The organism is Thalassococcus sp., from assembly GCF_982780845.1.
In genome coordinates, this window is record NZ_CEYADA010000006.1 from 113,351 (window position 1) to 135,052 (window position 21,702).

The following is a 21,702-nucleotide window of genomic DNA, read 5'->3' on the forward strand; positions in this document are numbered from 1 at the left end:
CTACGGACGTTAACTCTTTGCCTTAGCCGTAGGTTTCCAGCATGGCGTTCAGGTCATCCAGCGTGTTGGCCTCGGACATGGGTTTGTCGTGGCGCCAGCGGCTCATACGGGGAAAGCGCAGGGCCACGCCTGATTTGTGGCGCGGGCTTTTCTGGATGCCTTCAAAGGCAATTTCGAACACATGGTGTGGCGTGACCTGCCGGACGGGGCCGAACCGTTGGATCGTGTTTTTTCTAACCCACTGGGTTATTTTGCGAAATTCGGCATCGGTCAAGCCAGAGTAGGCCTTGGTGAAGGGCACAAGATCATCGCCGTTCCGCACGGCAAAGGTGAAATCGGTGAACAGGTTGGCGCGGCGGCCGTGGCCTTGCTGGGCGTAGATCATCACTGCGTCGATGGTCAACGGGTCCAGCTTCCACTTCCACCAATCGCCTTTCTTCCGGCCCGCAAGGTAGGGCGCGTCGAGGTTCTTCAGCATTAACCCTTCTGCCTTGTGATCGCGGGCTGTGGCACGTTGGTCGGTCAGGCTTTGCCAGTCTTTGAAATGCAATGCGGGCGACAGGCGCACGGGGGCGTCGTCGGGTAGGGGCGCAATCAAGGTTTCAAGCTGTGCACGACGTTCCCGCAGCGGTGCGTCGCGCAGATCCTGTCCATCATGTTCCAGCAGATCGTAGGCCAGCAAAATCGCGGGGGCGTCTTTCAACAGCTTCTTGGGGACGGTTTTGCGCCCGATCCGTTGTTGCAGCGTGTTGAAGCCCATCGGCTGGGTGCCGTCCCAAGCAACGACTTCACCGTCAATCACGGTGCCATCTGGCAGGAAATCAAGGCTGCGGGCCATTTCCGGAAAGCGGTCGGTGATCAGTTCCTCACCGCGCGACCACAGGTGATGCTGGCCACCGCGCAGAACCAGTTGCCCGCGGATGCCATCCCATTTCCATTCCGCTTGCCAGTTTTCCGGTTGGCCGAGTTCTTCGGGTTCGTTTTCCAGCTGATAGGCCAGATAAAACGGGTAGGGGCGCGACAGGTCGGCTGTTGGATCGTCGTCTAGGATCAGGCTTTGGAATGTGACTGTTTCGGGCGTCCATCCGCCCATCAGGCGATGGGCAATCGTTGCTTCATCCTGATCCACGGCCTTGGCTAAGGCGCGGGTCATCAGTTTCTGGCTAACCCCAATGCGGAAACCGCCAGTCAGAAGCTTGTTGAACAGAAAACGTTCGGTTGGTTCAAGCTGCGACCATGCCTGAAGAATACGCTCTTTCCGCTGTTCCGGTTCCAGCGTTGCCAGCTCTCCCAAGAACGCGATCCATTGGGTCAGCGACAGGTTGCTGCGGGTGTGTGGTGGGGGCAGGACTAGGGCGATGGTTTCTGCCAGATCGCCCACAATGGAATAGCTTTCTTCCAGCAGCCACAGGGGTACGTCGGCCACCTCGGATGCCCATTCGCGCAACTGTGTCGTGGTAACGGCGCGCTTGGGGCGGCGGCCGGAAAACAGGGCGATGGTCCAGAGCTTGTCCTCGTCCGATGCGGTCAGGAAATAGTCCGTCAGGGCCGCAACCTTGACCGAAGTTTTTGTGGACTGATCGATGGCTTGAAACAGGTCTGCGAAGGCCTTCATGCGGCATCCTCGCTATCCTGATCGGTGTCGCCGAATTCGGTCGGAACAACCTGTGCCTTGTATCCGATGTTATTTAAGTGTTGCGTGAATATATCCGTGTAACCATGCGTTACATATATTTTTTCTGCGCCTGTGTTTTTGATCGCGCTTAGCAGTCCGGTCCAGTCTGCGTGATCTGAAATGACAAAGCCGCGATCGGCGGCCCGCCTGCGACGGATGCCGCGGAGCCGCATCCAGCCAGAGGCAAATCCGCTGGAAACAGGTCCGAACTTTTTCGCCCAATTGGACCCCAACGCGGCTGGCGGCGCGATGACGATACCGCCTTTGTGGGCCTTTGCGTCAATGTCCTGCGTTACCGCAATGGTGTCTGGCAAAGCGTACCCTTGGGTGCGCAAAATCGCGTTTGTTGCCTCGACGGCTGTGTGGGTGATGATGGGGCCTATGGACGGGTCCAGCATCTTCATCAGGCGCTGCGCTTTGCCAAGCGAATAGGCCCCCAAAATCGCGGTTTTCCCGTCTGCCGCGCAGTCGGCCCACCATTGGTTCAGGTCCTTCGTGACCTCGGCTTGCGACGGCCATGTGAAAACCGGCAGGCCAAAGGTGCTTTCGGTGACAAAGCTGTGGCATTTTACCGGTTCGAAAGGTTCGCTCAACCCGTCATCGGTGACCTTATAGTCGCCCGAGACAACCCAGATTTCGCCGCCGACTTCGACCCGTATCTGTGCTGATCCGGGAATATGCCCTGCCGGATGAAACGACACAGTCGCATCGCCGATCTTCTGCGTTTCGCCATAGGCTATGCCCTGACTTTGAATGTCGCCTAACCTGTGGTGCATCACCGGCAGCGCCTGATGCGTCGCCAGATAGCGCTGGTGGCCCGAACGCGCATGATCCGCGTGGCCGTGCGTGATCAACGCGCGGTCCACAGGACGCCACGGATCGATGTAGAAATCACCCGCGGGGCAATAGATGCCTTTTTCGGTAAAAATCAGCGCGCCGTTCATCCCCTAAAGATAGGACACGCGGCGCGTTGTGCCAGTGATATCAGCCGGATGCTGCCAAGCGTTGCGTATCCTGATGGGCGTCGTAGTGGGCAACCATCCGTTTTGTCAGCGCATCGCGCGTATCGGGGCTGTCCATAAGCACTTCGTGTTCGCCATCGGTGACGCGAACAAGTTCGCCGTTCGGCCATTTCGCCATACGGCTTTCGATCCTTGGAACATCAACGATACGTTCATTTGTTCCCAGCAGCGTCAGGCAGGGGATGTCCGGCGAATCCTGCGATGCCAGTTTGCGGCATTCCTGAAGCGCTTCGTTCAGCCAGCGCAAAGACGGGCCGCCCAGTTCCAGATCAGGGTTGGCCGTCAGTTGTGATCGCATCAGATCGAACATCTGGCGATCCGTGGTCAGCAGATTGTCTTCGAAATCCGCGGCTAGCACATAGCTTTCCCCACGAGATCCGGGAACGCTCAGGTGCCCGAGGCCCAGTTGCTTGCCACCCCAACTAAGCACCCAAGCGGCAGAGCGCATGGGCGTCGTCAGTTGAATGCCCCACATCGGGCCCGAGAATACGGCGGAATTCACGGGCAGGCCATTGATCAGGGATCGCAACCCGATGCAGCCACCCATGGAATGAGCCAGCAGATGATAGGGGCGTGGAAGGTCCAGTTCCTCAGCCGCGGCCAAGACGGCCTCGACATCAAGTTGGTAGTCAGAAAACTGATGCACATGGCCGGGCATCGGGTCTTCCAAAAGGCGATCTGCCAGACCTTGGCCACGCCAATCCACGGCAAGCGTTGTGTAGCCTGCAGCGGCCAAATCAGCTGCTGTTTTCCCATATTTTTCAATGTATTCCGTTCTGCCCGGGAAAAGCAGAACGGTGCCTTTTGCCTCTTCTGACGGAAAGTGGCCGACCCGTAGGCGGACACCATCGGACGTTTTTATCCAGTAGGCGCAAGACCCGTCGGGCGCATGTGCGAGTTCCGTCAGAAAAGGCGCTTTTTCCATCAGGAAAGAACCTGCGCCAGCTTCATCGCTGTGCCCATGTCGCCGTCGATGGTCAGGCGACCGCCCATAAAGGCCGCTGTTGGGTCCAGTTCGCCGTCAAAGATTTCGCGGAAAGTGTCGGCATCTGCGCTGAGCGTTACGTCGGCGTCGTCATCGCTGGCACGTGCGCCGTCACCGTCGATGACAAAGCTGCCTTCGCCTTCGATGTCGAACTTGGCGCTGCCGTCGAACCCGTTGCCGTCCATTTTTTCGTTCAGGGCCTTGATTGCCTCGTCTACGATCGTGCTCATGTGCGCAGTCCTTCCATTCTTTTACTGTGCAAGCACAGCGCGGCTTTTCATTCCCGCGATGTGCGCTAAACTCTGGGGTACCATGAGCACCTTAAGCGTCAATTTCAAATCTACCGTCGCGGCACTTTTGATCGGAGTAGGGAATTTCTTACCCGCAGCCGGATATGCCGAGGTCGGAACCGAACGATCGGACGACCTGATCAGGCAGCTTGCAGAAGCGCCGGATGCTGACTCTGCACGTTCACTAGAGCGCGAGGTTGAGCTTGAGTGGTCGAAATCGGGCTCGGTTTCGATGGATTTTCTGTTGAAACGGGGGCGGGATGCGCTGGCTGTGAACGATTTCGAGCTGGCAATTGATCATTTGACCGCACTAACGGACCATGCGCCGGATTTTGCCGAAGGCTGGCACACGCTCGCTATGGCTTATTTTAATGCGGATATGGTGGGGCCGACGATGTATGCGCTTGAGCGTACTCTAGCCCTTAATCCGGATCACTTCGGCGCGCTGCGGGGCTTGGGCGCGGTTTTTGACCAAATCGGTGATCCTGCGCGGGCATACGATGCCTACGATAAGGCGCTGTCGGTTCGTCCGTTTGACAAGGAAGTTGAAGAGGCACGTGATCGTCTTGCGGCCCATTCGCGCGGAACGACGCTGTAATCTGACAAGGAAACCCCAGCCTTATGGCGCAACGCTCTCGGATCGCGGCCATCCTTGGCCCGACCAACACCGGAAAAACCCATTACGCAATCGAACGGATGCTGGCGCACAAAACCGGCATCATCGGGCTGCCGCTGCGTCTGCTCGCACGCGAGGTCTATGACAAGATCGTCATGGCGCGGGGCCCGTCTGTAGTCGCTCTGGTAACGGGCGAGGAACGGATCGTTCCGCCGCGCGCCAAATATTGGGTCTGCACGGTCGAGGCGATGCCGGAAGGCATGGGCACGGACTTTGCCGCGATCGACGAAATCCAGCTTTGCGCAGACCCCGAGCGTGGCCATGTCTTTACCGACCGTTTGCTGCGCATGCGCGGCACGAGCGAGACGCTGTTCATGGGGTCCGATACCATGCGTGGCCCCATTGGCGCGCTGGTTCCAGGTGTCGAATTCCTGCGTCGCGACAGGATGAGCCAATTAACCTACACTGGTTCGAAAAAGATAAGTAGGTTACAGGCAAGGTCGGCAATCGTCGGGTTTTCGGTTGATAATGTATATGCGATAGCCGAGCTTCTTCGTCGCCAAAAGGGCGGTGCGGCGGTCGTAATGGGGGCGCTAAGCCCGCGTACTCGGAATGCTCAGGTCGAGCTCTATCAGAATGGCGAGGTCGACTATCTGGTGGCCACCGACGCCATCGGGATGGGTCTGAACCTTGATATCGATTACGTCGCATTTTCGTCCCTGACCAAGTTCGATGGTCGCCGGATGCGGCCCCTTGCGCCGAACGAACTGGCCCAGATCGCAGGGCGCGCGGGCAGGGGGATGAGCAACGGGACGTTCGGGGTTACGGGTGAAGCACCGCCGCTTTCAGAAGATGTGGTCGATGCCATCTGCAACCACCGCTTTACTCCAATCAAAAAGCTGAATTGGCGGAATGCCGATCTGTCTTTCGGGACCATCGATGCGCTGATCCGTTCGTTGGAAGCGAGCCCAAAAAACGAACTTCTGGTCAAAGCGCGGGAAGCCGATGATTTGATGGCGCTGAAAGCGCTGTCCAATCAGGCCGAGGTTCGGGCGCGCGCCAGCTCTGCGCCTTCGGTCAAGCTGTTGTGGGATGTCTGCCGCGTTCCTGATTTTCGTGGTATCAGTCATGCGGAACACGCGTCACTTTTGGACGTTATCTATGGGCATCTGCACGAAAGAGGCACATTGCCCGAAGATTTTGTCGCACGACAGGTAAACAGGCTTGATCGTACCGATGGGGACATTGATACCCTATCCAAAAGACTGAGCTATATACGAACGTGGACATATGTCGCGCAAAGGAATGGCTGGGTTTCTGACGAAATGCATTGGCGCGACACGACCCGCGCTGTAGAAGACAGACTGTCGGACGCACTACACGAGCGTTTGACTCAAAGATTTGTAGATCGGCGCACCAGCGTTCTGTTGCGCCGATTGAAACAGAAGGAGGCCCTCTTGGCCGAAGTAAATGACAAGGGTGAAGTGACCGTCGAAGGCGAATTCGTCGGTAAACTGGAAGGGTTCCGTTTCCGTCAGGATAAGGATGCCACTGGACAAGAAGCCAAGACGCTGAAGGCCGCGTCCGTTCAGGCGTTGCAGCCGCATTTCCATTTGCGGGCGGACCGGTTCTATAACGCGCCGGATACCGAGATCGATTTCACCGAACAGGGTGGCCTGATGTGGGGCGACCAAGCGGTGGGCAAGCTTGAAAAGGGCGACGATCCTCTGAAACCGCGTGCGGTGGCCTTTGTCGACGACGAAGCTGGTCCCGATGTTGCGCAAAAGGTCCAGCGCCGTTTGCAGCACTTCATCGACCGCAAAGTCGCCAGCCTGTTCGAGCCTCTTCTGAACATTCAGCGTGACGAAACCCTGACCGGTCTGGCCAAGGGCTTTGGTTATCGCATGGTCGAAGCGATGGGCGTTGTGGCCCGTGCCGACGTTGCTGATGATGTGAAAGCGCTGGATCAGGACGCGCGCGGCACGTTGCGCAAACATGGTATCCGCTTTGGCCAGTTCACCATCTTTATGCCGCTGCTTCTAAAACCGGCTCCGACGCGCCTGCGTCTGGTTTTGTGGTCTTTGAACAATGGCTTGGACGTGTTTCCTGAAGCGCCGCCTCCGGGTCTGGTAACGGTTCCTGCGCAGGCCGACACGCCTGCAGAACACCACACCGTATCCGGTTATCGCGCCGCTGGTGCACGTGCGATCCGTATCGATATGCTGGAGCGTCTGGCTGATATGGTGCGTAGCGAAAACAGCCGCGCGGGCTTTGAAGCCACCGCTGACATGCTGTCGATCACCGGCCTGACACTGGATCAGTTCGCGGATCTGATGGGCGGTCTGGGCTATCGCGCTGAAAAGGGCGAACGCGCCAAGGTGAAGCCGGTTGATGCGGTTGTTTCCACCGATGGTGCCCCCGAGGTCGACGCGGATGCACCGGTGATGGATGTTGCAGCAGAAGCAGACGCCCCACCTGCGCAGCCCGAAGCGGACACATCTGCGACACAAGAGCCCACACCCGAGTTCGAAGCCGCGGAAACTCCGACCGGCGAAGCCCCTGACGGCGACACCGGCGGCCCCGAAATGGAGGTGTTCTACACCTTCACTTGGGGTGGCAACCAGAAGCGTGGAATTGCCCGCCGTGATGGTCAGAACGCACCGCGTGGTGACCACAAGGGTAAGGGTGGCAAAGGCAAGCCGAAAGGCGGCAAGCGTGGTGGTCCTCGTGACAACGCGCAAGGCGGCCGCAAGTTCGAGGCGCGCCCACCGAAAAAGGAAAAGGCTATCGATCCCGATAACCCATTTGCCGCAGCGCTTATGGGGCTGAAGGATAAGGGCTAAGTGTCCGAGACACCTGCCAAAATCCGTATCGATAAATGGCTTTGGCATGCGCGTTTCTTCAAGACGCGCAGCCTTGCCGCCAAAGTGGTTTCATCCGGACATGTCCGGGTGAACAGCCTGTCGATCGCCAAACCCGCGGTTCAGGTGACTGCAGGCGATGTCCTTACCTTTCCCCAAGCCAAAGACGTTCGTGTGATCCGTGTCGTGGCCTTGGGTGAACGGCGCGGCCCAGCCCCCGAAGCGCAGGCGTTGTACGACGATCTGGATCCCCCAAAACCCAAAGAGCGCGCACCGGCAGCGCCTAAATATGAGGGCAAAGGGCGACCTACAAAGCGCGACCGTAGACTTATTGATCAATCTCTCCGTGATGCGCTTGAATGATCTGGCAGCTTGTTCTAGCTGTCTCTCAGACAAAATGACGGACCCGAGAGAATGACTTACATCGTCAATGACAATTGCATCGCATGTAAATACACCGACTGTGTGGAAGTTTGCCCAGTAGACTGCTTTTACGAAGGCGAGAATATGCTGGTCATTCATCCCGACGAATGTATCGACTGTGGTGTTTGCGAACCGGAATGCCCCGCTGACGCGATCCGCCCCGACACCGATGCGGACGCCGAGAAGTGGGTAGAATTCAACCGTAAATACTCGGAACTCTGGCCCGTTATTATCACCAAGAAAGACCCGCTGCCCGAAGCTGAAGAGCGTGACGGCGAAGCTGGCAAGCTTGAGAAATACTTCTCTGAAGCACCCGGTGAAGGCGGTTAACACCCGATTCGGCAAAACGCTTCGAGCAGGCAGGATTAGCCTTCGTCTTTTGGCGTAAGGCTATGAATACTTGGCGCTTTTTGCCTTTTTAGCTGCCGCTATCATAGGCGCTGATTTTGTGGTATACTTTGCCACGGATATGAAATCACCTTTGTCACATACGAACGGGTTAGCTGCACCCGAGATCAACTGATCTGACAACCGAAATCAGACGGGCGGAAAATTTATGTTTTCCGGTCGTCTTTGTTGTCGTCTAAGGACGTAGGTGGATACCTGAGGAAGCCTGAATGACCAAAACAAAAAAGTCCGAATTCCGCCCGAACGACTACGTTGTATACCCCGCGCATGGCGTAGGACAGATCGTGTCGATCGAAGAGCAGGAAGTCGCCGGCATGTCGCTGGAACTGTTTGTTATCTCTTTTGAAAAAGACAAAATGACCCTGCGTGTGCCCACGCACAAAGCGACCGAAATTGGTATGCGGTCCCTGTCGTCGCCCGACGTTGTGAACGCGGCGATGAAGACGTTGAAAGGCAAAGCCAAGGTCAAGCGCGCAATGTGGTCGCGTCGTGCTCAGGAATACGAACAGAAAATCAACTCGGGCGATCTGATCGCGATCGCTGAGGTTGTTCGCGACCTGCACCGCGCCGACGATCAGCGCGAGCAGAGCTATTCCGAGCGTCAGCTGTACGAAGCGGCGCTTGAGCGTCTGACACGCGAAGTAGCCGCTGTTTCCGGTGGTGACGAAGTCGCAGCCGCAAAGCAGGTGGACGACGTACTGGTGTCCCGCGCGGCGTAAGCTTTACTTCGATACGATTGGAAAGGCCGTGCGACTGCGCGGCCTTTTTTGATTCCGCCGTAACCTATTTGGCCGAGGTGCTGTGCAGCGCCGACAAAAGGGCGGTTTCCAAGTCTTTCTCGAGCTCTTTGGCGCGTTCGATATAGGCTTGGTTGTCCTCGGGTGCGATGTTCGGATCCCAGACCTTGGCCAGTTCTCGAACGGTCATCCGGTCGTGGTGGAAGAAGGTCTTCTGCGCCTCGGCGGCCTCGTATTCGGTCAGGCCGATGTTTTCGAGCACATAGCGCCCCGCGCGGATCGAGCTGTCAAACATCTCTCGCACGATGTCATCCGCACCGGCCTGATAGAGCTCGTATACGTGGGTGCGGTTGCGGGCGCGGGCGATGATGTGCAGGTCGTCGCCACGGGTTTTCCGTGCATAGGCCACCAGCCGGTTTGTCGACTGCGGGCTGTCCAGAGCGACGACAAGGACCTTGGCGGTGTCCAGACCCGCTGCATGCAAAAGCTCGGGTCGTGTGGGATCGCCAAAGAATCCCTTGAACCCGAAGCGTCGCATCAACTGAATGGTTTGCATGTTGTGGTCCATGACCACCGTTTTAAAGCCGGTGCTTTGCACCATGCGGTTCACAATCTGGCCGAAGCGGCCCACGCCAGCGATGATCACAGGCGCGGTGTCGTCGATTTCATCATGGGGCTGCGTTTCTTCGGTGTCGCCCATGCTGCGCGTCAGAAGCTCGAAGAAGATAAAGAACAGCGGTGTCAGCAACATCGACAGGGCAATGACCAACAGCAGGATTTCCGACAGCGCAGGCGTCAACACGCCCTGAGTGAGCGAGAAGGAGATCAGCACAAAGCCGAATTCACCCGCCTGCGCCAGGCCAAGAGTAAAAAGCCATTCATCGCGGTCTTTCAGGCCGAACGCTTTGCCCAGAATGAACAGGATGATGCCCTTGAGGAACATCAGCCCAAGGGCAAGGGCCGTCAGTGTCAGGGGATCGGCAAAGAGGGTTTCAAAACTGATGCCCGCACCAACCGTGATAAAGAACAGGCCCAGCAAAAGCCCTTTGAACGGTTGAATGTCGGATTCCAGTTCGTGGCGGAATTCGCTGTTCGCCAGAACGACGCCTGCCAGAAATGTGCCCAAAGCGGGCGAAATCCCCACAAGGATCATCAGAAAGGCGATGCCGATCACGATCAACAAGGCCAAGGCTGTGTACATCTCGCGCAGGTGGGCGCTGTGAATAAAGCGGAAGAGGGGGCCGACAAGGTAAACGCCCCCCAGAATAATGGCGCCGATCACCCCCAAGGTCACCAGTGCCACACCCCAGCCGGGCAGGCCTTCGACCAGCGACATGCTGTGATGAGCTGCATCCTCGAGATCGCGGGAGATGGACCCGTCGGGACCAAAGCTTAGGACTGTGGGACCTGCGAGAAGGGGCAGCAGTACTAGCATGGGAATGACGGCGATGTCTTGTGTCAGAAGGACCGAGAAGGTCGATCTACCACCGGCAGTCTGGATCAGGCCCTTTTCCGTCAGTGTCTGAAGGACAATCGCGGTCGATGACAGCGCGAGGATCATGCCCACCGCAATCGCTGTTTCCCAAGCCAGTCCCAGCATCATGCTGGCGGCCGTGACCGCGGCCATGGTCAGGACGATCTGTAAGCCCCCCAAGCCCAGCAGCTTATGGCGCATGTCCCAGAGCGTGCGGGGTTCAAGCTCGAGCCCGATCAGGAACAGCATCATCACAACACCGAATTCGGCAAAGTGCTGTAGGTCCGAAGATGCTGTGACCAGCCCGAAAACCGGTCCGATCAGGATGCCTGCCGCCAGATAGCCAAGGACAGATCCCAGCCCCAGCCGCGAAGCGATCGGTACGGCGATCAGTGCTGCCAGAAGGTAAATAGATGCTTGAGAAAGGAAGGTTTCCATCACGTGCCCGAAATTTCGTAGTTCGTTTCAGGATGGAGAATTTCAGGCCAGAGGCAAGCCGTTTCGGTGGCTAAATCAGCGCAGGAACGATCAGAGAGCCGAAGATATGCTCAGCCCTTCGGCATCTGGAGCGTGATGTTGCGGCCACCCTTGGTGTAGCGCAGTTGGTTTTCGCCAATTGCCGACACGCGTCCGCCATCGATCCGATCACCGACTTTGACCTTTTTGTATTCACCGTTGGACAAACGGACCAGCGCGCGGCGGTCGGACGGTTGTCCGTAAACACCGATCAGATTGATCTTGCGCAGGTTCAAAGCGTTTTTCACGGTCGCGTCCTTGGCGACTGAACCGCTGGAAGGTGCTACAGGCTTAACGGTTTTCGGCGCAACAGAGGCAACTTGTTGCGGTTCCGGTTCGGTGCGTTGGGATTTCGATACGATCGAGGCGATGTCGCGGGGGCGGGGCATCGGGTGCAACGAGGCGACGACCGCTTGTTCGGTTGCGGTGATGTCATCTTCGGCGTCTTGCTGGGGGGAATTCGGGCGCGCCATGGGGCGCAGTTTGGCCAGCTCGGACAGTGTGCGGCCTGCGTTGTTGGCGCGTTCGTTCTGTTCAATCAGGTCTGTCGGGCGTGCATTAGGGCGGACGGGTGAAAGGCCCTGAAGGCGTCTGAGAGTTTCGGTCAAAGGTTCAAGCGCGGCTTCTTGTGTGCCTTCCGCCGCAGTGTCGCCTGTGTCAGGCGTGGAAGGCACGAGGATTTGTCCATTTGCGCCACGAATGGGCGGAACAGCCGGAGGTTTGCCGGAAAAGATGCGGACCCCGTCAGGATTTAATGACCCTTCCAGTGTCGCGATCACCAACCCGCGCTGATCCAAGGCGAAAATAGTCCCGGCAGGCAGGGGCGACATGGGCGAGTCAAAGGACAGCGGCTCTTGTGCGACAGAGGCGGGCAGGGCGACCGCATCGAATTGTCCGACGTTGGGATCAATCGAGGGTGCGTAGACGTCGTCCGCCGACCGCGTGCTGATCAGGGCCGGCATTGCGGGCCCGCGCAGCCAGATGCCGGTTGCAGCATATGTGGCCTCTGCCTCTTCCTCGGTCAGCGGAACCATTTCGATCGGTTGCGACAGGGCCGAGGGTAGCTCTTCGTTTTCCTGTGATAGATCGGTGAGGGTCGCATCCGGCTGCGTCAGCGCAGCCAGTTCGATGACCTCTTCTTCCGCCGGTTGGGTATCCTGCTGCAGATCAATGGCGTCTTCTGTCAGCGGTACGTCGGGCAGGGCCGCCACTTGCGTGTCGTCGCTACGGAAGAAACGCGCCAGACCGTCGTCAAGAAAAACCGAAGCCCAAGCGGCCACGCCAGCAAGGAACAACAACAAAAGCGTCGTCAGCATCAGGCCAAGGAAGCGGGGTTTGCCGCCAACCTTTACCTCTTCCTCGCGTGCGCCGAAGATTGTCATCTTCTGGCGTTCGTCCGCGTCGATCCGTGCTTTCTGCTTTTTGTCTTTGCGAGACGGTTTCGCCGCCGGAATGTCTGTTGCGGTGTCTGCCACGGCAACGGACGCGGGCGCGTTGACCTCGGGCGGAGGCGTGGTTTTGGAACGCCTTGTAAAAAAGCCCTTCGAGGGAGGCGTTTCATCGGCAGGCTCTATAGGTGCGGGGCGCGGTTTGGACAGGCTTTCGCCAGCCGCGTCCGGCGTTGTTTCAAGTTTCTTTTCCGTGGGCGCGTCCAGCCGGTCGATCGATGCCGGAACAACCGGCGGTGCCGTACCTGCGCTGATAGCTGCAGGGATCGGGGTGATCCGCGCCGGTGCCGAAAGCTTGGTCTCGATCTTGGGGGCCGCGCCAGGTGTGTCCGTCGACTGGGTTGCCGCGCCGAGTTTCGGGGCAGCCACGTCGGGGATTTGGCCGTCGGTCACGCGCAGCGGTGCTGGTTGTGCGGGCGTGCGAATTGAGGAAAAGACCTGCGGGGCCAGATCTTCTTCTGACGCATTTGCAGCCGGTTCTTCAGTGGCTTCGTCGACGGCATCGATTGTTTCAGGGGCCGACACCTCGGCAACCGGATCAGCAGGTTCCGGTGCGGTCTGGGTCGCGGGCTCTTCTGCTTCGGGTTCGGTTTGCGGGGCCGCCACCACTTCGGGTTCCGGCGCGATCTCGGGCTCTGGTACAGGCTCTGGCATCGGGACGATCTTGATCGCTTGCTTTTCCGGTGTCTGAACCGCGCCACGCCAGCTTTCTGGTTGGCCGAAGAAAACTTCGCGGTTGAACGATCCGTTGGGGGGGACGGCCACGAAGGACGCCGGAGCAAATCCGTGCTCTACAGCAAAGGCTTCGGCCTCTTCCAATGTGTCACGGGCGACCGCTGCAATCTGGACCTGTCCGGATTTTTCGACCCAGTCAAAATCGAGTTGGTCCACCGCATAGGGCGTCGCGCCGTCAAGGGCCGCTTCAACCTGAGCGTCAGCGACGTTGCCGTCGCTTTGGATAGACAGATATTTGATCTGGTCATTCGGCACGATCAGTTTGACCGCGACGCCGTTGTTGTCTGTTGCGTCAGCCTGTTCGCGAAGCCCAGCCATCGCTGCGCCAAGGTCGCCGTCAAAGCCAGCTGTGCCAAGCTCGGCCCAGCCGCCAGCAACCCGCTTTAAAAGCGTAATGCCGTCAAAAGACAGATTAAGTGCAAAATCCGGTTTCATGAACGTGTCTTTACCATCAGCGTTTGTCCGAGGGGAGTCGCAACTGCGTGTCAGCACACAATAAAGCAAAGGTTTGCCGACGAAATATCGCTCGCTTGAAGCCATTCAAGTGGCTTGCCATGTTGATGGCGTGATCGGCTTAGGTCACATATTTTGGAGACTTCATATGAAGCTTGTACGCGCATTGACCGTCGTATCCCTTGTTGCATTGCCATTTCTGGCGTGGAACAGCCCCGTTTTCGCAGATGAAAACGATATCGCCGCGCGGCTCAGCGTATCAGGTGAAGGCGTCGCGACTGCTGTTCCTGACATGGCGACCATCACGCTGGGTGTTCGTGCGCAGGGTGAAACAGCCAGCGATGCGCTGGACGAGACATCGGCAGTGGGGGCGGATATTCTGGCAAAGCTGGAAGAATTCGACATCGAAGCGCGCGACGTCCAGACCTCTGATCTGTCGTTGAACCCGATTTATACGCGGAACAACTCAGGCAATGAGGCGCCCTTGATCGTCGGGTTCGAGGCATCGAACCGTGTCACCGTGCGCGTTCGTGACCTTGATCGTTTGGGCGCCGTTCTGGGGGCCGTAACGGGCGAAGGAGCAAACCAGATGTACGGCCTTAACTTTGGTTTCGAAGATACCGATACGATGATGGACGAGGCCCGCCGCAAAGCAGTTGCCGATGCCCGTGCCAAAGCCGAGTTGTACGCCGAAGCCGCCGGCGTGACACTGGGCCGTGTCATTAGCCTGAGCGAACAGGGCGGTTATCGTCCGGTGCCCATGCCTGTCGCTGAAATGCGAATGGCGGCTGACTCGGTGCCGATCGCGGCTGGTGAAAGCGCGCTATCGGCATCCGTTTCGATGGTGTTCGAGATCGTACAGTAGGGCCCAGTTGTGCTAGGTGCTCAGCTGTTCTTTGAGCGAGTTCAGCACATAAACCCGTATAGCCGAGGCAAGGCCCGTGTCGATTTCACGGGCCGCGTCAATTTCGGCCGCCAACTGGTTCAGGGGTTTTTCTTGTCTCTCGGCCAAGCGCCTGAATTCAAGCCAGAATTCATCTTCAAGTGAAACCGACGTGCGGTGGCCTTTTAGTGTCAGGGATCGTTTAACAGGTGGTCCGCTCATTCAACTCTTCTTACCGTCCAAATCGCGCTTTGCGCGCTCGTTATTTGCTTTGTCGACCGATTTCTGATGTTTTGTCCGGCCGAATTTTATAGCATTTTCATCCGCTTGCGCGCGTTCTTCCGAACGCTTGCGGGCTTTTTTGAAACGGTTGAGGTTGATGACTTGTGCCATAACGCCATCATACCTCAACCGTTCGCTTCGTCCAGCGTGCTATGCGGGGGACATTCGACTGGGACGAAGATACCAGTACCAGATGCGGTAGGCTTCCAGTAACGCGAGGGGGGTAAAGTGCACGATGGCTGCGGTCGGATCGCGCCAGTCATGCAGTGCGGCCCAGTGGACCAGTGTCAGAACCGCCGCCGGATAGGTCCAGCGCTGCAGGGTTTTCCATGCTGGGCCCATCTTGCGCACGAAGTAGTCCATCGATGTCACCGCAAGAGGAATGAAGATCGCGAAGGCGGCCCATCCGGTCCAGATGTACAGGCGGGGAAGTTGCTGCAGCATCCGTTCGATGGTGGCTGCGTCGTAAATATAGAACACTGTGTGCAGGGCGGCGTAGGCAAAGGCCGCAACGCCAAAGTAGCGGCGGTTTTTCCGCAGCCAGCGCGGCCCGCGCCAGCCTTTGAAGAGCATGCACAGCGGCGTGGCCAGCATGGCGACGATCAGGAAACGTGCGGAAAATTCGCCGGTGGGATGAAGCAGAATGTGAATGATGCGCGGGTTGGTCGAGGTGGCAATTTCGTAGGCCATACCAAACGCGGGCAGGGATAAAACAATCCAAAGCCAATAGGGGGAAAGCCGGGACATAAGGGGCCTCATGGTTACGTGCTAAAACCGAATAGCTGAGGTTGTACGTGCGTCCGTCGTGTTTCCGTCGAAAAAAAATCGCGATCTTTTCAGACCGCGATCATTTTTTTCCAGCGAAGACTGATGGTTCAGTCTTTGGGGCCGATCATGTCCTCGGGGCGGACAATTTCGTCGAATGTTTTTTCGTCCACAAAGCCCAGTGCAATCGCCTCTTCCTTCAGGGTTGTGCCGTTCTTATGGGCTGTCTTGGCAACCTTGGTCGCGTTGTCGTAGCCGATTGTGGGGGCCAGCGCTGTGACCAGCATCAGGCTTTCTTTCATCAGCTTGTCGATCCGCGCCTCGTTCGCTTGGATGCCGGACACCATGTTGTCGGTGAAGGCCGACACGCTGTCACCCAAAAGCTGCATGGATTGCAGCACGTTGTAGGACATCATCGGGTTATAGACGTTCAGTTCGAAGTGGCCCTGAGAGCCTGCAAAACCGACCGCCGCGTCATTGCCCATGACGTGGGCGCAGACCATGGTCAGCGCTTCGGCCTGTGTCGGGTTCACCTTGCCCGGCATGATGGACGATCCCGGTTCGTTTTCCGGCAGGATCAGTTCGCCCAGACCGGACCGCGGGCCAGATCCCAACAAACGGATGTCGTTGGCGATTTTGAACAGCGATGCGGCTACGGTTTTCAGCGCGCCCGAGAACATGACCATCGCGTCATGGGCGGCCAGTGCCTCGAACTTGTTAGGGGCGGTGACAAAGGGCAGGCCGGTGATTTCCGCGATGCGCGCGGCGACCTTGGTGTCCCAGCCTTTTTTGGTATTCAGACCGGTGCCAACTGCGGTGCCACCCTGCGCCAGTTCGTAAATGTCGGGCAGGCAGGCTTCGACCCGTTCAATGCCCTTGCGCACCTGATGCGCGTAGCCCGAGAATTCCTGGCCAAGTGTCAGCGGTGTTGCGTCTTGGGTGTGGGTGCGGCCGATTTTGATGATGTCTTTGAATTCATCCGATTTCGCCTCAAGCGCCGCCGCCAGTTTGTTCAGACCGGGCAGCAAAACATCACGCGCCTGAAGACCGATGCCCACGTGCATCGCGGTGGGGAACGTGTCGTTCGACGACTGGCCCATGTTGCAGTGGTCGTTGGGGTGAACAGGGGACTTGGACCCCATCACGCCGCCCAGAATTTCAATCGCGCGGTTCGAGATGACCTCGTTCGAGTTCATGTTCGACTGGGTACCGGAACCTGTTTGCCAAACAACCAGAGGGAAGTTGTCATCGAATTTGCCGTCGATCACTTCCTGCGCGGCTTGGCAGATCGCGTCGCCGATTTCGGGCTCCATGTTGCCGAATTCGACGTTTGTCTGGGCGCAGGCCTTTTTGATAGCGCCGAGGGCGCGGATGATCGGAACAGGCTGGCGTTCCCATCCGATGGGGAAGTTGATGATCGAACGCTGTGTCTGTGCGCCCCAGTATTTGTCTGCGGGGACTTCAAGCGGGCCAAAGCTGTCCGTCTCGGTGCGGGTTGCGGTCATTTGGCGCTCCTTTCTGTATGCGATTGCATGCCGTTTATCGGGGCAACAAAAAATGTTCAACGCAAAGCAGGCGGAAGCCTGCTTTGATCACATGTTTTTCATCGCTATTTTTAAAGGAGTTCAGCGAAAGCTGGGTGCTTGCGCTAACGGCCGTGCTTACTTGCGGAAGCTGTCGAGGCTGACGATATCCGCATCTTTCTTTTGCGGCTTTTCTTCAGGCTCGTCGGTCTCATCCTCGGCTTCTGCTTCTGCGGGGGCCGCATTTGTCAGGTGCGGACGCTGTGCATCCTCTTCCTCAGACGACTCAAAGCGCAGACCGAACTCAACGGAAGGATCAACAAACGTCTTGATCGCGTCGTAAGGGATATACAGCCGCTCGGGCGCATCGCCAAAGTTCAGCGTGACGGCAAAGCCTTCGTTGGTGACGTCCAGATCTTCGTACCAGTGTTGCATAACGACGGTCATTTCGCCGGGATAGCGATCCGACAGCCAGTCAGCGATTTCGACATCGGGGTGGCCGGTGTCGAAGGTGATGAAGAAATGATGGTCCAGCGGCAGCCCATCCTTGGCAACGCCTTCCAGAACCTCTTGGATAAGGCCCCGCATCGCGCGATGCATCAGATTGCCATAGTCAATTCCGCCGGTCATATGGTCGTTCCCTTCAGTGTTGCGCTTACAATATTCGATTCCGACGGAAACGGAAGGCCATTGAAGCTGAAAAATCGTGCTATCCAATGACGCCAAAGTGGTACAGGCCAAGCCCCGCGACTACGGTTAGAACCAGCGTCGTCAGCACAGAAAGTTGCCGCCAGAACAAGGCCAACCCAGCAAGCGCGCTAAGCAGCAATGTCGGAACCGATACACTGGACAGAACCGGCCATGTGACCGACACGATCCCGAAGGAATGGCTTTGGACGTCTTCGAAAAAGACGTGAAGCGCGAACCAGATCGACAGGTTCAGGATAACCCCTACCACTGCGGCGCTGATGGCGCTTAGGGCACCTTGCAGTCGCGGTCTGGTAAGAAGGCGGTCCAGATGTGGGGCAAAGGTGAAGATCCACAGAAAACACGGCACAAACGTCATCCAGAGCGTCAGCAACCCGGCGATCAGTGCAAACCCCACGCCCGCATGTTCGTATCCTGTCACCATGCCGACGAACTGCGTGACAAGGATCAAGGGTCCGGGTGTCGTTTCAGCCAGACCAAGCGCATCAACCATCTGCTCGGGGCTTAGCCATCCACGGATGGTGACAACCTCTTGGGCCATGTAGGCCAGAACTGCGTAGGCGCCGCCGAATGTAACAACCGCCAATTTCGCAAAGAACGTACCCAGTTGGAATAACAGCGTTTGATCCATAGCCCACAACACAGCCAACGGGGCCAGCCAGAGCACAAGCCAGAAGCCGGTTTGCTTGAAGGAAAACGGAAGTGACGCGGGAAAATCCCTTTCGGTTGTCGGCGGAGTGCCGAGAGCCATTGCGCCATACATCGCGGCAAGGATCAGAATGACGGGGAAGGGCAGATCAAATAGGAAAATCGCGCAGAACGACAAAAGCGCGACAGCCCAAAGGCCTGTCGAGCGTAGGCTTTTCTTGGACAGCCGATAGAGGGCCTGCAAAACGATCATAATGACCGTCGCCTGAATGCCGACCAGAACGGCCTGTGCTTCGGGGCGGGCCCCGAAGATCGAATAGGACAGTGCAAGAACCGCGATCACGAACGCACCGGGAAGAACAAAGAGCAGCCCTGACAGCAGCCCACCCAGAATGCCCGCGCGTTTCCAGCCGACGTAGGTGGCCAGTTGCATTGCCTCAGGCCCGGGAAGAAGCATGCAAAAGCTGAGCGCATTCAGGTATGTGCGTTCGTCCAGCCATTTCTTTTCTTCGACAATCACGCGATGCATCAAAGCGATCTGTGCTGCGGGACCGCCAAAGGACAGCAATCCGATACGTCCGAAGGCCTTGGTCAGGGGGCCGAAAACATTTGCACTCATGTGGTGGACTCCTTCGATCGTGCGAAATGGGCATCGCAAATCGCAAATGCCTGTGCCTGTGTGACATGGGGCAAAGAGGGCATGTAGGGATCGCTGGTCTCAATCATATGGTGAAGCGATAGGGGAAGGGGCTGGACCAAGTCCAGCAGTTCTTTCACCGTCGTGATCGGGGCTGAAAAGCGATCAGTGTCAGCGTGAAAGTAGGATTTCAAGTGTGTTGGAAGTGCAGGCTTCTGTTGCCAGGTGCCTGCGAACCCCGCCAGACCTTGCTAGAGGGCTGGGCTTAAAGATCGATCACTCGAACTGCTTACGCAGCCAGAGCAACCGGAGCACGATTGTCGTTTGCAATTGTACTGTTTGAACCGATAACGGTGGTATCTCACCGGGACAAAGCAAAACCCCTTTAGACGTTCGTCGATCCTATTTCGGCCCCATGGTCCTCAAACGAAGGAGTTTTGGTGGAGCCGCCGGGTACCGCCCCCGGGTCCGATCCGCTTATTACGAGCGCGTTTATGTCCATAGTCCCTTGCGGAACGCTGTGAATATAAGGGCTTCGTTTGGCGGTGCAAAGGGGGGTGAGCCGGAATTTTGGTGAAATCCCCGATTAAGCTGCGATCAGGTTGTAACCGACCAGCCAAGCTGCAAATGCCGCTTCGATTGCAAAATAGAGCAGCGCCTTTGAACGCGGCGGGGAATCCGTAAAAATGGACAGCAAGCGCCCAGATGCGGCACCGACATAAGCGATGCCCATCATCCCGTAGGCCATTGGCGTACCGATCAGGATCGCGCCAAGGCCCAAAGCGACAAACAATCCACCGGTAGAGGCCCGTATCTCGCTTAGACCCATGTTCGTTCTGATCGGTTCCAGATCCAGAACCGAGGCGGTCCAACGCGGGGCGATAAAGCCGAATGCGCCAAACACCGCGGTCAACGCGGCCAGAATGATGTTGATAATGTCCATGGGCAGGGTGCCTGTCTGAAAGGATGCGTCGTGGGTTTCAACCTAGCGCGTGTCAAAGCTTTGGACAGGGGCGGTGCATTAAACCCTGCATTCTGCGGGCCGTGCCGGAACAAATGGCCGATTTTGTGTGTTGGTCTGCATTGACCCCGAATTTTACGTGCTAGTTTGCACTGTTATCCAAGAAACGAGGCCACTTTGTCGGACAATACTGCAGCAATTTGGTGGGTGCGCAAAGACCTGCGTCTTAGTGACAATCCGGCTTTGACAGCCGCGGTCGAGTGCGGCGGCCCCGTCATTCCCGTCTTTATTCGTGATTGGCAAGTCGATGCGCTGGGCGCGGCACCCAAATGGCGGCTTGAACAAGGGCTGCGTCATCTGGACAAAAGCCTGCGTGACAAAGGCAGCCGCCTGATTGTGCTATCGGGCCCTTCCAAGGAAGTGCTAAGCGATTTGGCCAAGGAGACCGGTGCCAAGGAAGTTCACTGGAACCGGACGTATGACCCCGAAGGCGTCGAACGTGACACAGCGGTCAAGTCCAGTCTTGAGGACATGGGCGTCAAAGGGCAGGGGCATGCAGGCCATTTGCTGTTTGAACCATGGACCGTCGAAACCAAGCAGGGCGGTTACTATAAGGTCTACACGCCATTCTGGCGCGCCGTGAAATCCAACGACATCAGCGAAGCGCTAAGCACGCCTGGAAAAATCCCAGCGCCGGATCAATGGCCGGACAGTCAGGATTTGTCTGAGTTGCAATTAGGCAAAGCAATGTATCGCGGGGCGGATGTTGTCGCGCGGTTCGCGCGGGTCGGGGAAAGTGCGGCACACAGCCGTCTGGGAGCCTTTGTGGCCTCCATCATCGAAGGCTACGATGAAACCCGCGATCTTCCTTGGAAGGACGGCACGTCGAACCTGTCGGAAAACCTTGCGCTGGGTGAAATCTCACCGCGTCAATGCTGGCATGCGGGGTTACGTGCGCGAGAAGATGGCAAGGCGGGGGCTGAAACGTTTCTGAAAGAACTCGTCTGGCGCGAGTTTGCCTATCATCTGATGTGGCACACGCCGCAAATCCTGACAGAGAACTGGAAATCCGACTGGGACACGTTCCCTTGGAACACGGACGAGCGCAAGGCCGAAGTGCAGGCGTGGAAGCATGGCCGCACCGGCATTCAGTTTGTAGATGCCGCACTTCGCGAAATGTACGTCACGGGGCGGATGCACAATCGTGGGCGCATGATCGTTGCATCTTACCTGTGCAAGCATCTGATGTGTCACTGGAAAATAGGTCTCAAATGGTTCGAGGACTGCCTGATCGACTGGGATCCGGCATCTAACGCGATGGGCTGGCAGTGGTCTGCTGGATCGGGCCCGGACGCGACGCCCTATTTCCGCGTGTTCAATCCGGTCACCCAGTTGGACAAGTTCGACAAGGACCGGAAATACGTCAAACGATGGATCGCAGAGGGGCGCAAAAATCCGCACGAAGATGCGTTGGCTTACTTCGACGCGATCCCGAAAACATGGGGGCTGTCACCTGATGACAATTACCCCGATCCCGTGATGACCGCCGACAAAGGACGGCAGCGGGCGCTTGATGCTTATGAAAACAGGGACTTTTAATGACTAGTACGGACGCTTGCCAGACCACCAATGCCCCGCTTAGCCTAGGTCTT

20 protein-coding genes and 1 other RNA gene are annotated in these 21,702 nt (G+C 57.5%); 7 read left to right on the forward strand and 14 right to left on the reverse strand.

Translation table 11 applies throughout. The features are described 5' to 3' along the window. Positions 1-22: 22 nt before the first annotated feature. From AC4FIA_RS08660 to AC4FIA_RS08675, 4 genes are read right to left on the reverse strand one after another with little or no spacing between them, the layout of a single operon-like run. Positions 23-1,615 (reverse strand): ATP-dependent DNA ligase, encoded by a 1,593-nt coding sequence (locus AC4FIA_RS08660; RefSeq protein ID WP_490365502.1) that lies wholly within the window; start codon positions 1,613-1,615, stop codon positions 23-25. Next, entirely contained in the window at positions 1,612-2,619 is a 1,008-nt protein-coding gene (locus AC4FIA_RS08665; protein ID WP_490365503.1) for a ligase-associated DNA damage response exonuclease, read from the reverse strand. The genes AC4FIA_RS08660 and AC4FIA_RS08665 overlap by 4 nt, the downstream gene beginning before the upstream one ends. Before the next feature lie 40 nt (positions 2,620-2,659). Beyond that, a complete protein-coding gene (locus AC4FIA_RS08670) occupies positions 2,660-3,622 on the reverse strand; it encodes an alpha/beta fold hydrolase (protein WP_490365504.1) in 963 nt (320 codons plus the stop codon). Beyond that, positions 3,622-3,912: an SCP2 sterol-binding domain-containing protein gene (locus AC4FIA_RS08675; RefSeq protein ID WP_103910163.1), complete on the reverse strand. Its 291-nt coding sequence runs from the start codon at positions 3,910-3,912 to the stop codon at positions 3,622-3,624. The genes AC4FIA_RS08670 and AC4FIA_RS08675 overlap by 1 nt, the downstream gene beginning before the upstream one ends. Before the next feature lie 82 nt (positions 3,913-3,994). Between AC4FIA_RS08675 and AC4FIA_RS08680 the strand changes: the two genes are divergently transcribed. The 5 genes from AC4FIA_RS08680 (at position 3,995) to AC4FIA_RS08700 (ending at position 8,999) form a co-directional block, all read left to right on the forward strand. Next, complete coding sequence (locus AC4FIA_RS08680) at positions 3,995-4,570, forward strand: tetratricopeptide repeat protein (protein WP_490365505.1); 576 nt, start codon at positions 3,995-3,997, stop codon at positions 4,568-4,570. A gap of 23 nt (positions 4,571-4,593) precedes the next feature. Then, positions 4,594-7,431, forward strand: coding sequence for a helicase-related protein (locus AC4FIA_RS08685; protein WP_490365506.1), 2,838 nt, complete (start codon positions 4,594-4,596; stop codon positions 7,429-7,431). Continuing rightward, complete coding sequence (locus AC4FIA_RS08690; protein WP_103910160.1) at positions 7,432-7,812, forward strand: RNA-binding S4 domain-containing protein; 381 nt, start codon at positions 7,432-7,434, stop codon at positions 7,810-7,812. Positions 7,813-7,863: 51 nt separating this feature from the next. After that, a complete protein-coding gene (fdxA, locus tag AC4FIA_RS08695; RefSeq protein ID WP_103910159.1) occupies positions 7,864-8,202 on the forward strand; it encodes a ferredoxin FdxA in 339 nt (112 codons plus the stop codon). 287 nt (positions 8,203-8,489) lie between these two features. Next, positions 8,490-8,999, forward strand: a complete 510-nt coding sequence (locus AC4FIA_RS08700; protein ID WP_490365507.1) for a CarD family transcriptional regulator — start codon at positions 8,490-8,492, stop codon at positions 8,997-8,999. A gap of 64 nt (positions 9,000-9,063) precedes the next feature. Here AC4FIA_RS08700 and AC4FIA_RS08705 read toward each other — a convergent pair whose 3' ends face one another. Both AC4FIA_RS08705 and AC4FIA_RS08710 read right to left on the reverse strand, forming a co-directional pair. After that, positions 9,064-10,929 carry a monovalent cation:proton antiporter-2 (CPA2) family protein gene (locus tag AC4FIA_RS08705; protein ID WP_490365508.1) on the reverse strand — a complete coding sequence of 622 codons (1,866 nt, stop codon included), beginning with the start codon at positions 10,927-10,929 and terminating at the stop codon, positions 9,064-9,066. 110 nt (positions 10,930-11,039) lie between these two features. After that, positions 11,040-13,625, reverse strand: a complete 2,586-nt coding sequence (locus tag AC4FIA_RS08710) for a hypothetical protein (protein ID WP_490365509.1) — start codon at positions 13,623-13,625, stop codon at positions 11,040-11,042. 166 nt (positions 13,626-13,791) lie between these two features. On the opposite strand from AC4FIA_RS08710, the gene AC4FIA_RS08715 reads away from it, so the two are divergent. After that, positions 13,792-14,508 (forward strand): SIMPL domain-containing protein, encoded by a 717-nt coding sequence (locus AC4FIA_RS08715; protein ID WP_490365510.1) that lies wholly within the window; start codon positions 13,792-13,794, stop codon positions 14,506-14,508. Between the two features lie 12 nt (positions 14,509-14,520). Here the strand turns inward: AC4FIA_RS08715 and AC4FIA_RS08720 are convergent, their stop codons facing one another. The 8 genes from AC4FIA_RS08720 to AC4FIA_RS08755 all read right to left on the reverse strand — a co-directional run bounded on the left by AC4FIA_RS08720 (position 14,521) and on the right by AC4FIA_RS08755 (position 20,032). Beyond that, positions 14,521-14,748: a ribbon-helix-helix domain-containing protein gene (locus AC4FIA_RS08720; RefSeq protein ID WP_490365511.1), complete on the reverse strand. Its 228-nt coding sequence runs from the start codon at positions 14,746-14,748 to the stop codon at positions 14,521-14,523. Then, on the reverse strand, positions 14,749-14,919 hold the full coding sequence (locus AC4FIA_RS08725; RefSeq protein WP_490365512.1) for a DUF4169 family protein: 171 nt from the start codon (positions 14,917-14,919) through the stop codon (positions 14,749-14,751). A gap of 39 nt (positions 14,920-14,958) precedes the next feature. Then, on the reverse strand, positions 14,959-15,555 hold the full coding sequence (locus AC4FIA_RS08730) for a protein-methionine-sulfoxide reductase heme-binding subunit MsrQ (protein ID WP_490365513.1): 597 nt from the start codon (positions 15,553-15,555) through the stop codon (positions 14,959-14,961). A gap of 128 nt (positions 15,556-15,683) precedes the next feature. Continuing rightward, on the reverse strand, positions 15,684-17,078 hold the full coding sequence (gene fumC, locus AC4FIA_RS08735) for a class II fumarate hydratase (RefSeq protein ID WP_490365514.1): 1,395 nt from the start codon (positions 17,076-17,078) through the stop codon (positions 15,684-15,686). Positions 17,079-17,234: 156 nt separating this feature from the next. Further along, positions 17,235-17,726 (reverse strand): SspB family protein, encoded by a 492-nt coding sequence (locus AC4FIA_RS08740; RefSeq protein WP_490365515.1) that lies wholly within the window; start codon positions 17,724-17,726, stop codon positions 17,235-17,237. A gap of 79 nt (positions 17,727-17,805) precedes the next feature. Then, positions 17,806-19,071, reverse strand: a complete 1,266-nt coding sequence (gene chrA, locus AC4FIA_RS08745; RefSeq protein WP_490365516.1) for a chromate efflux transporter — start codon at positions 19,069-19,071, stop codon at positions 17,806-17,808. A gap of 222 nt (positions 19,072-19,293) precedes the next feature. After that, positions 19,294-19,645, reverse strand: a transfer-messenger RNA (tmRNA) gene (gene ssrA / locus AC4FIA_RS08750). Between the two features lie 30 nt (positions 19,646-19,675). Beyond that, positions 19,676-20,032 (reverse strand): DUF4345 family protein, encoded by a 357-nt coding sequence (locus AC4FIA_RS08755; protein ID WP_490365517.1) that lies wholly within the window; start codon positions 20,030-20,032, stop codon positions 19,676-19,678. Between the two features lie 195 nt (positions 20,033-20,227). On the opposite strand from AC4FIA_RS08755, the gene AC4FIA_RS08760 reads away from it, so the two are divergent. After that, on the forward strand, positions 20,228-21,649 hold the full coding sequence (locus tag AC4FIA_RS08760; RefSeq protein WP_490365518.1) for a cryptochrome/photolyase family protein: 1,422 nt from the start codon (positions 20,228-20,230) through the stop codon (positions 21,647-21,649). The last annotated feature ends 53 nt before the right edge of the window (positions 21,650-21,702 follow it).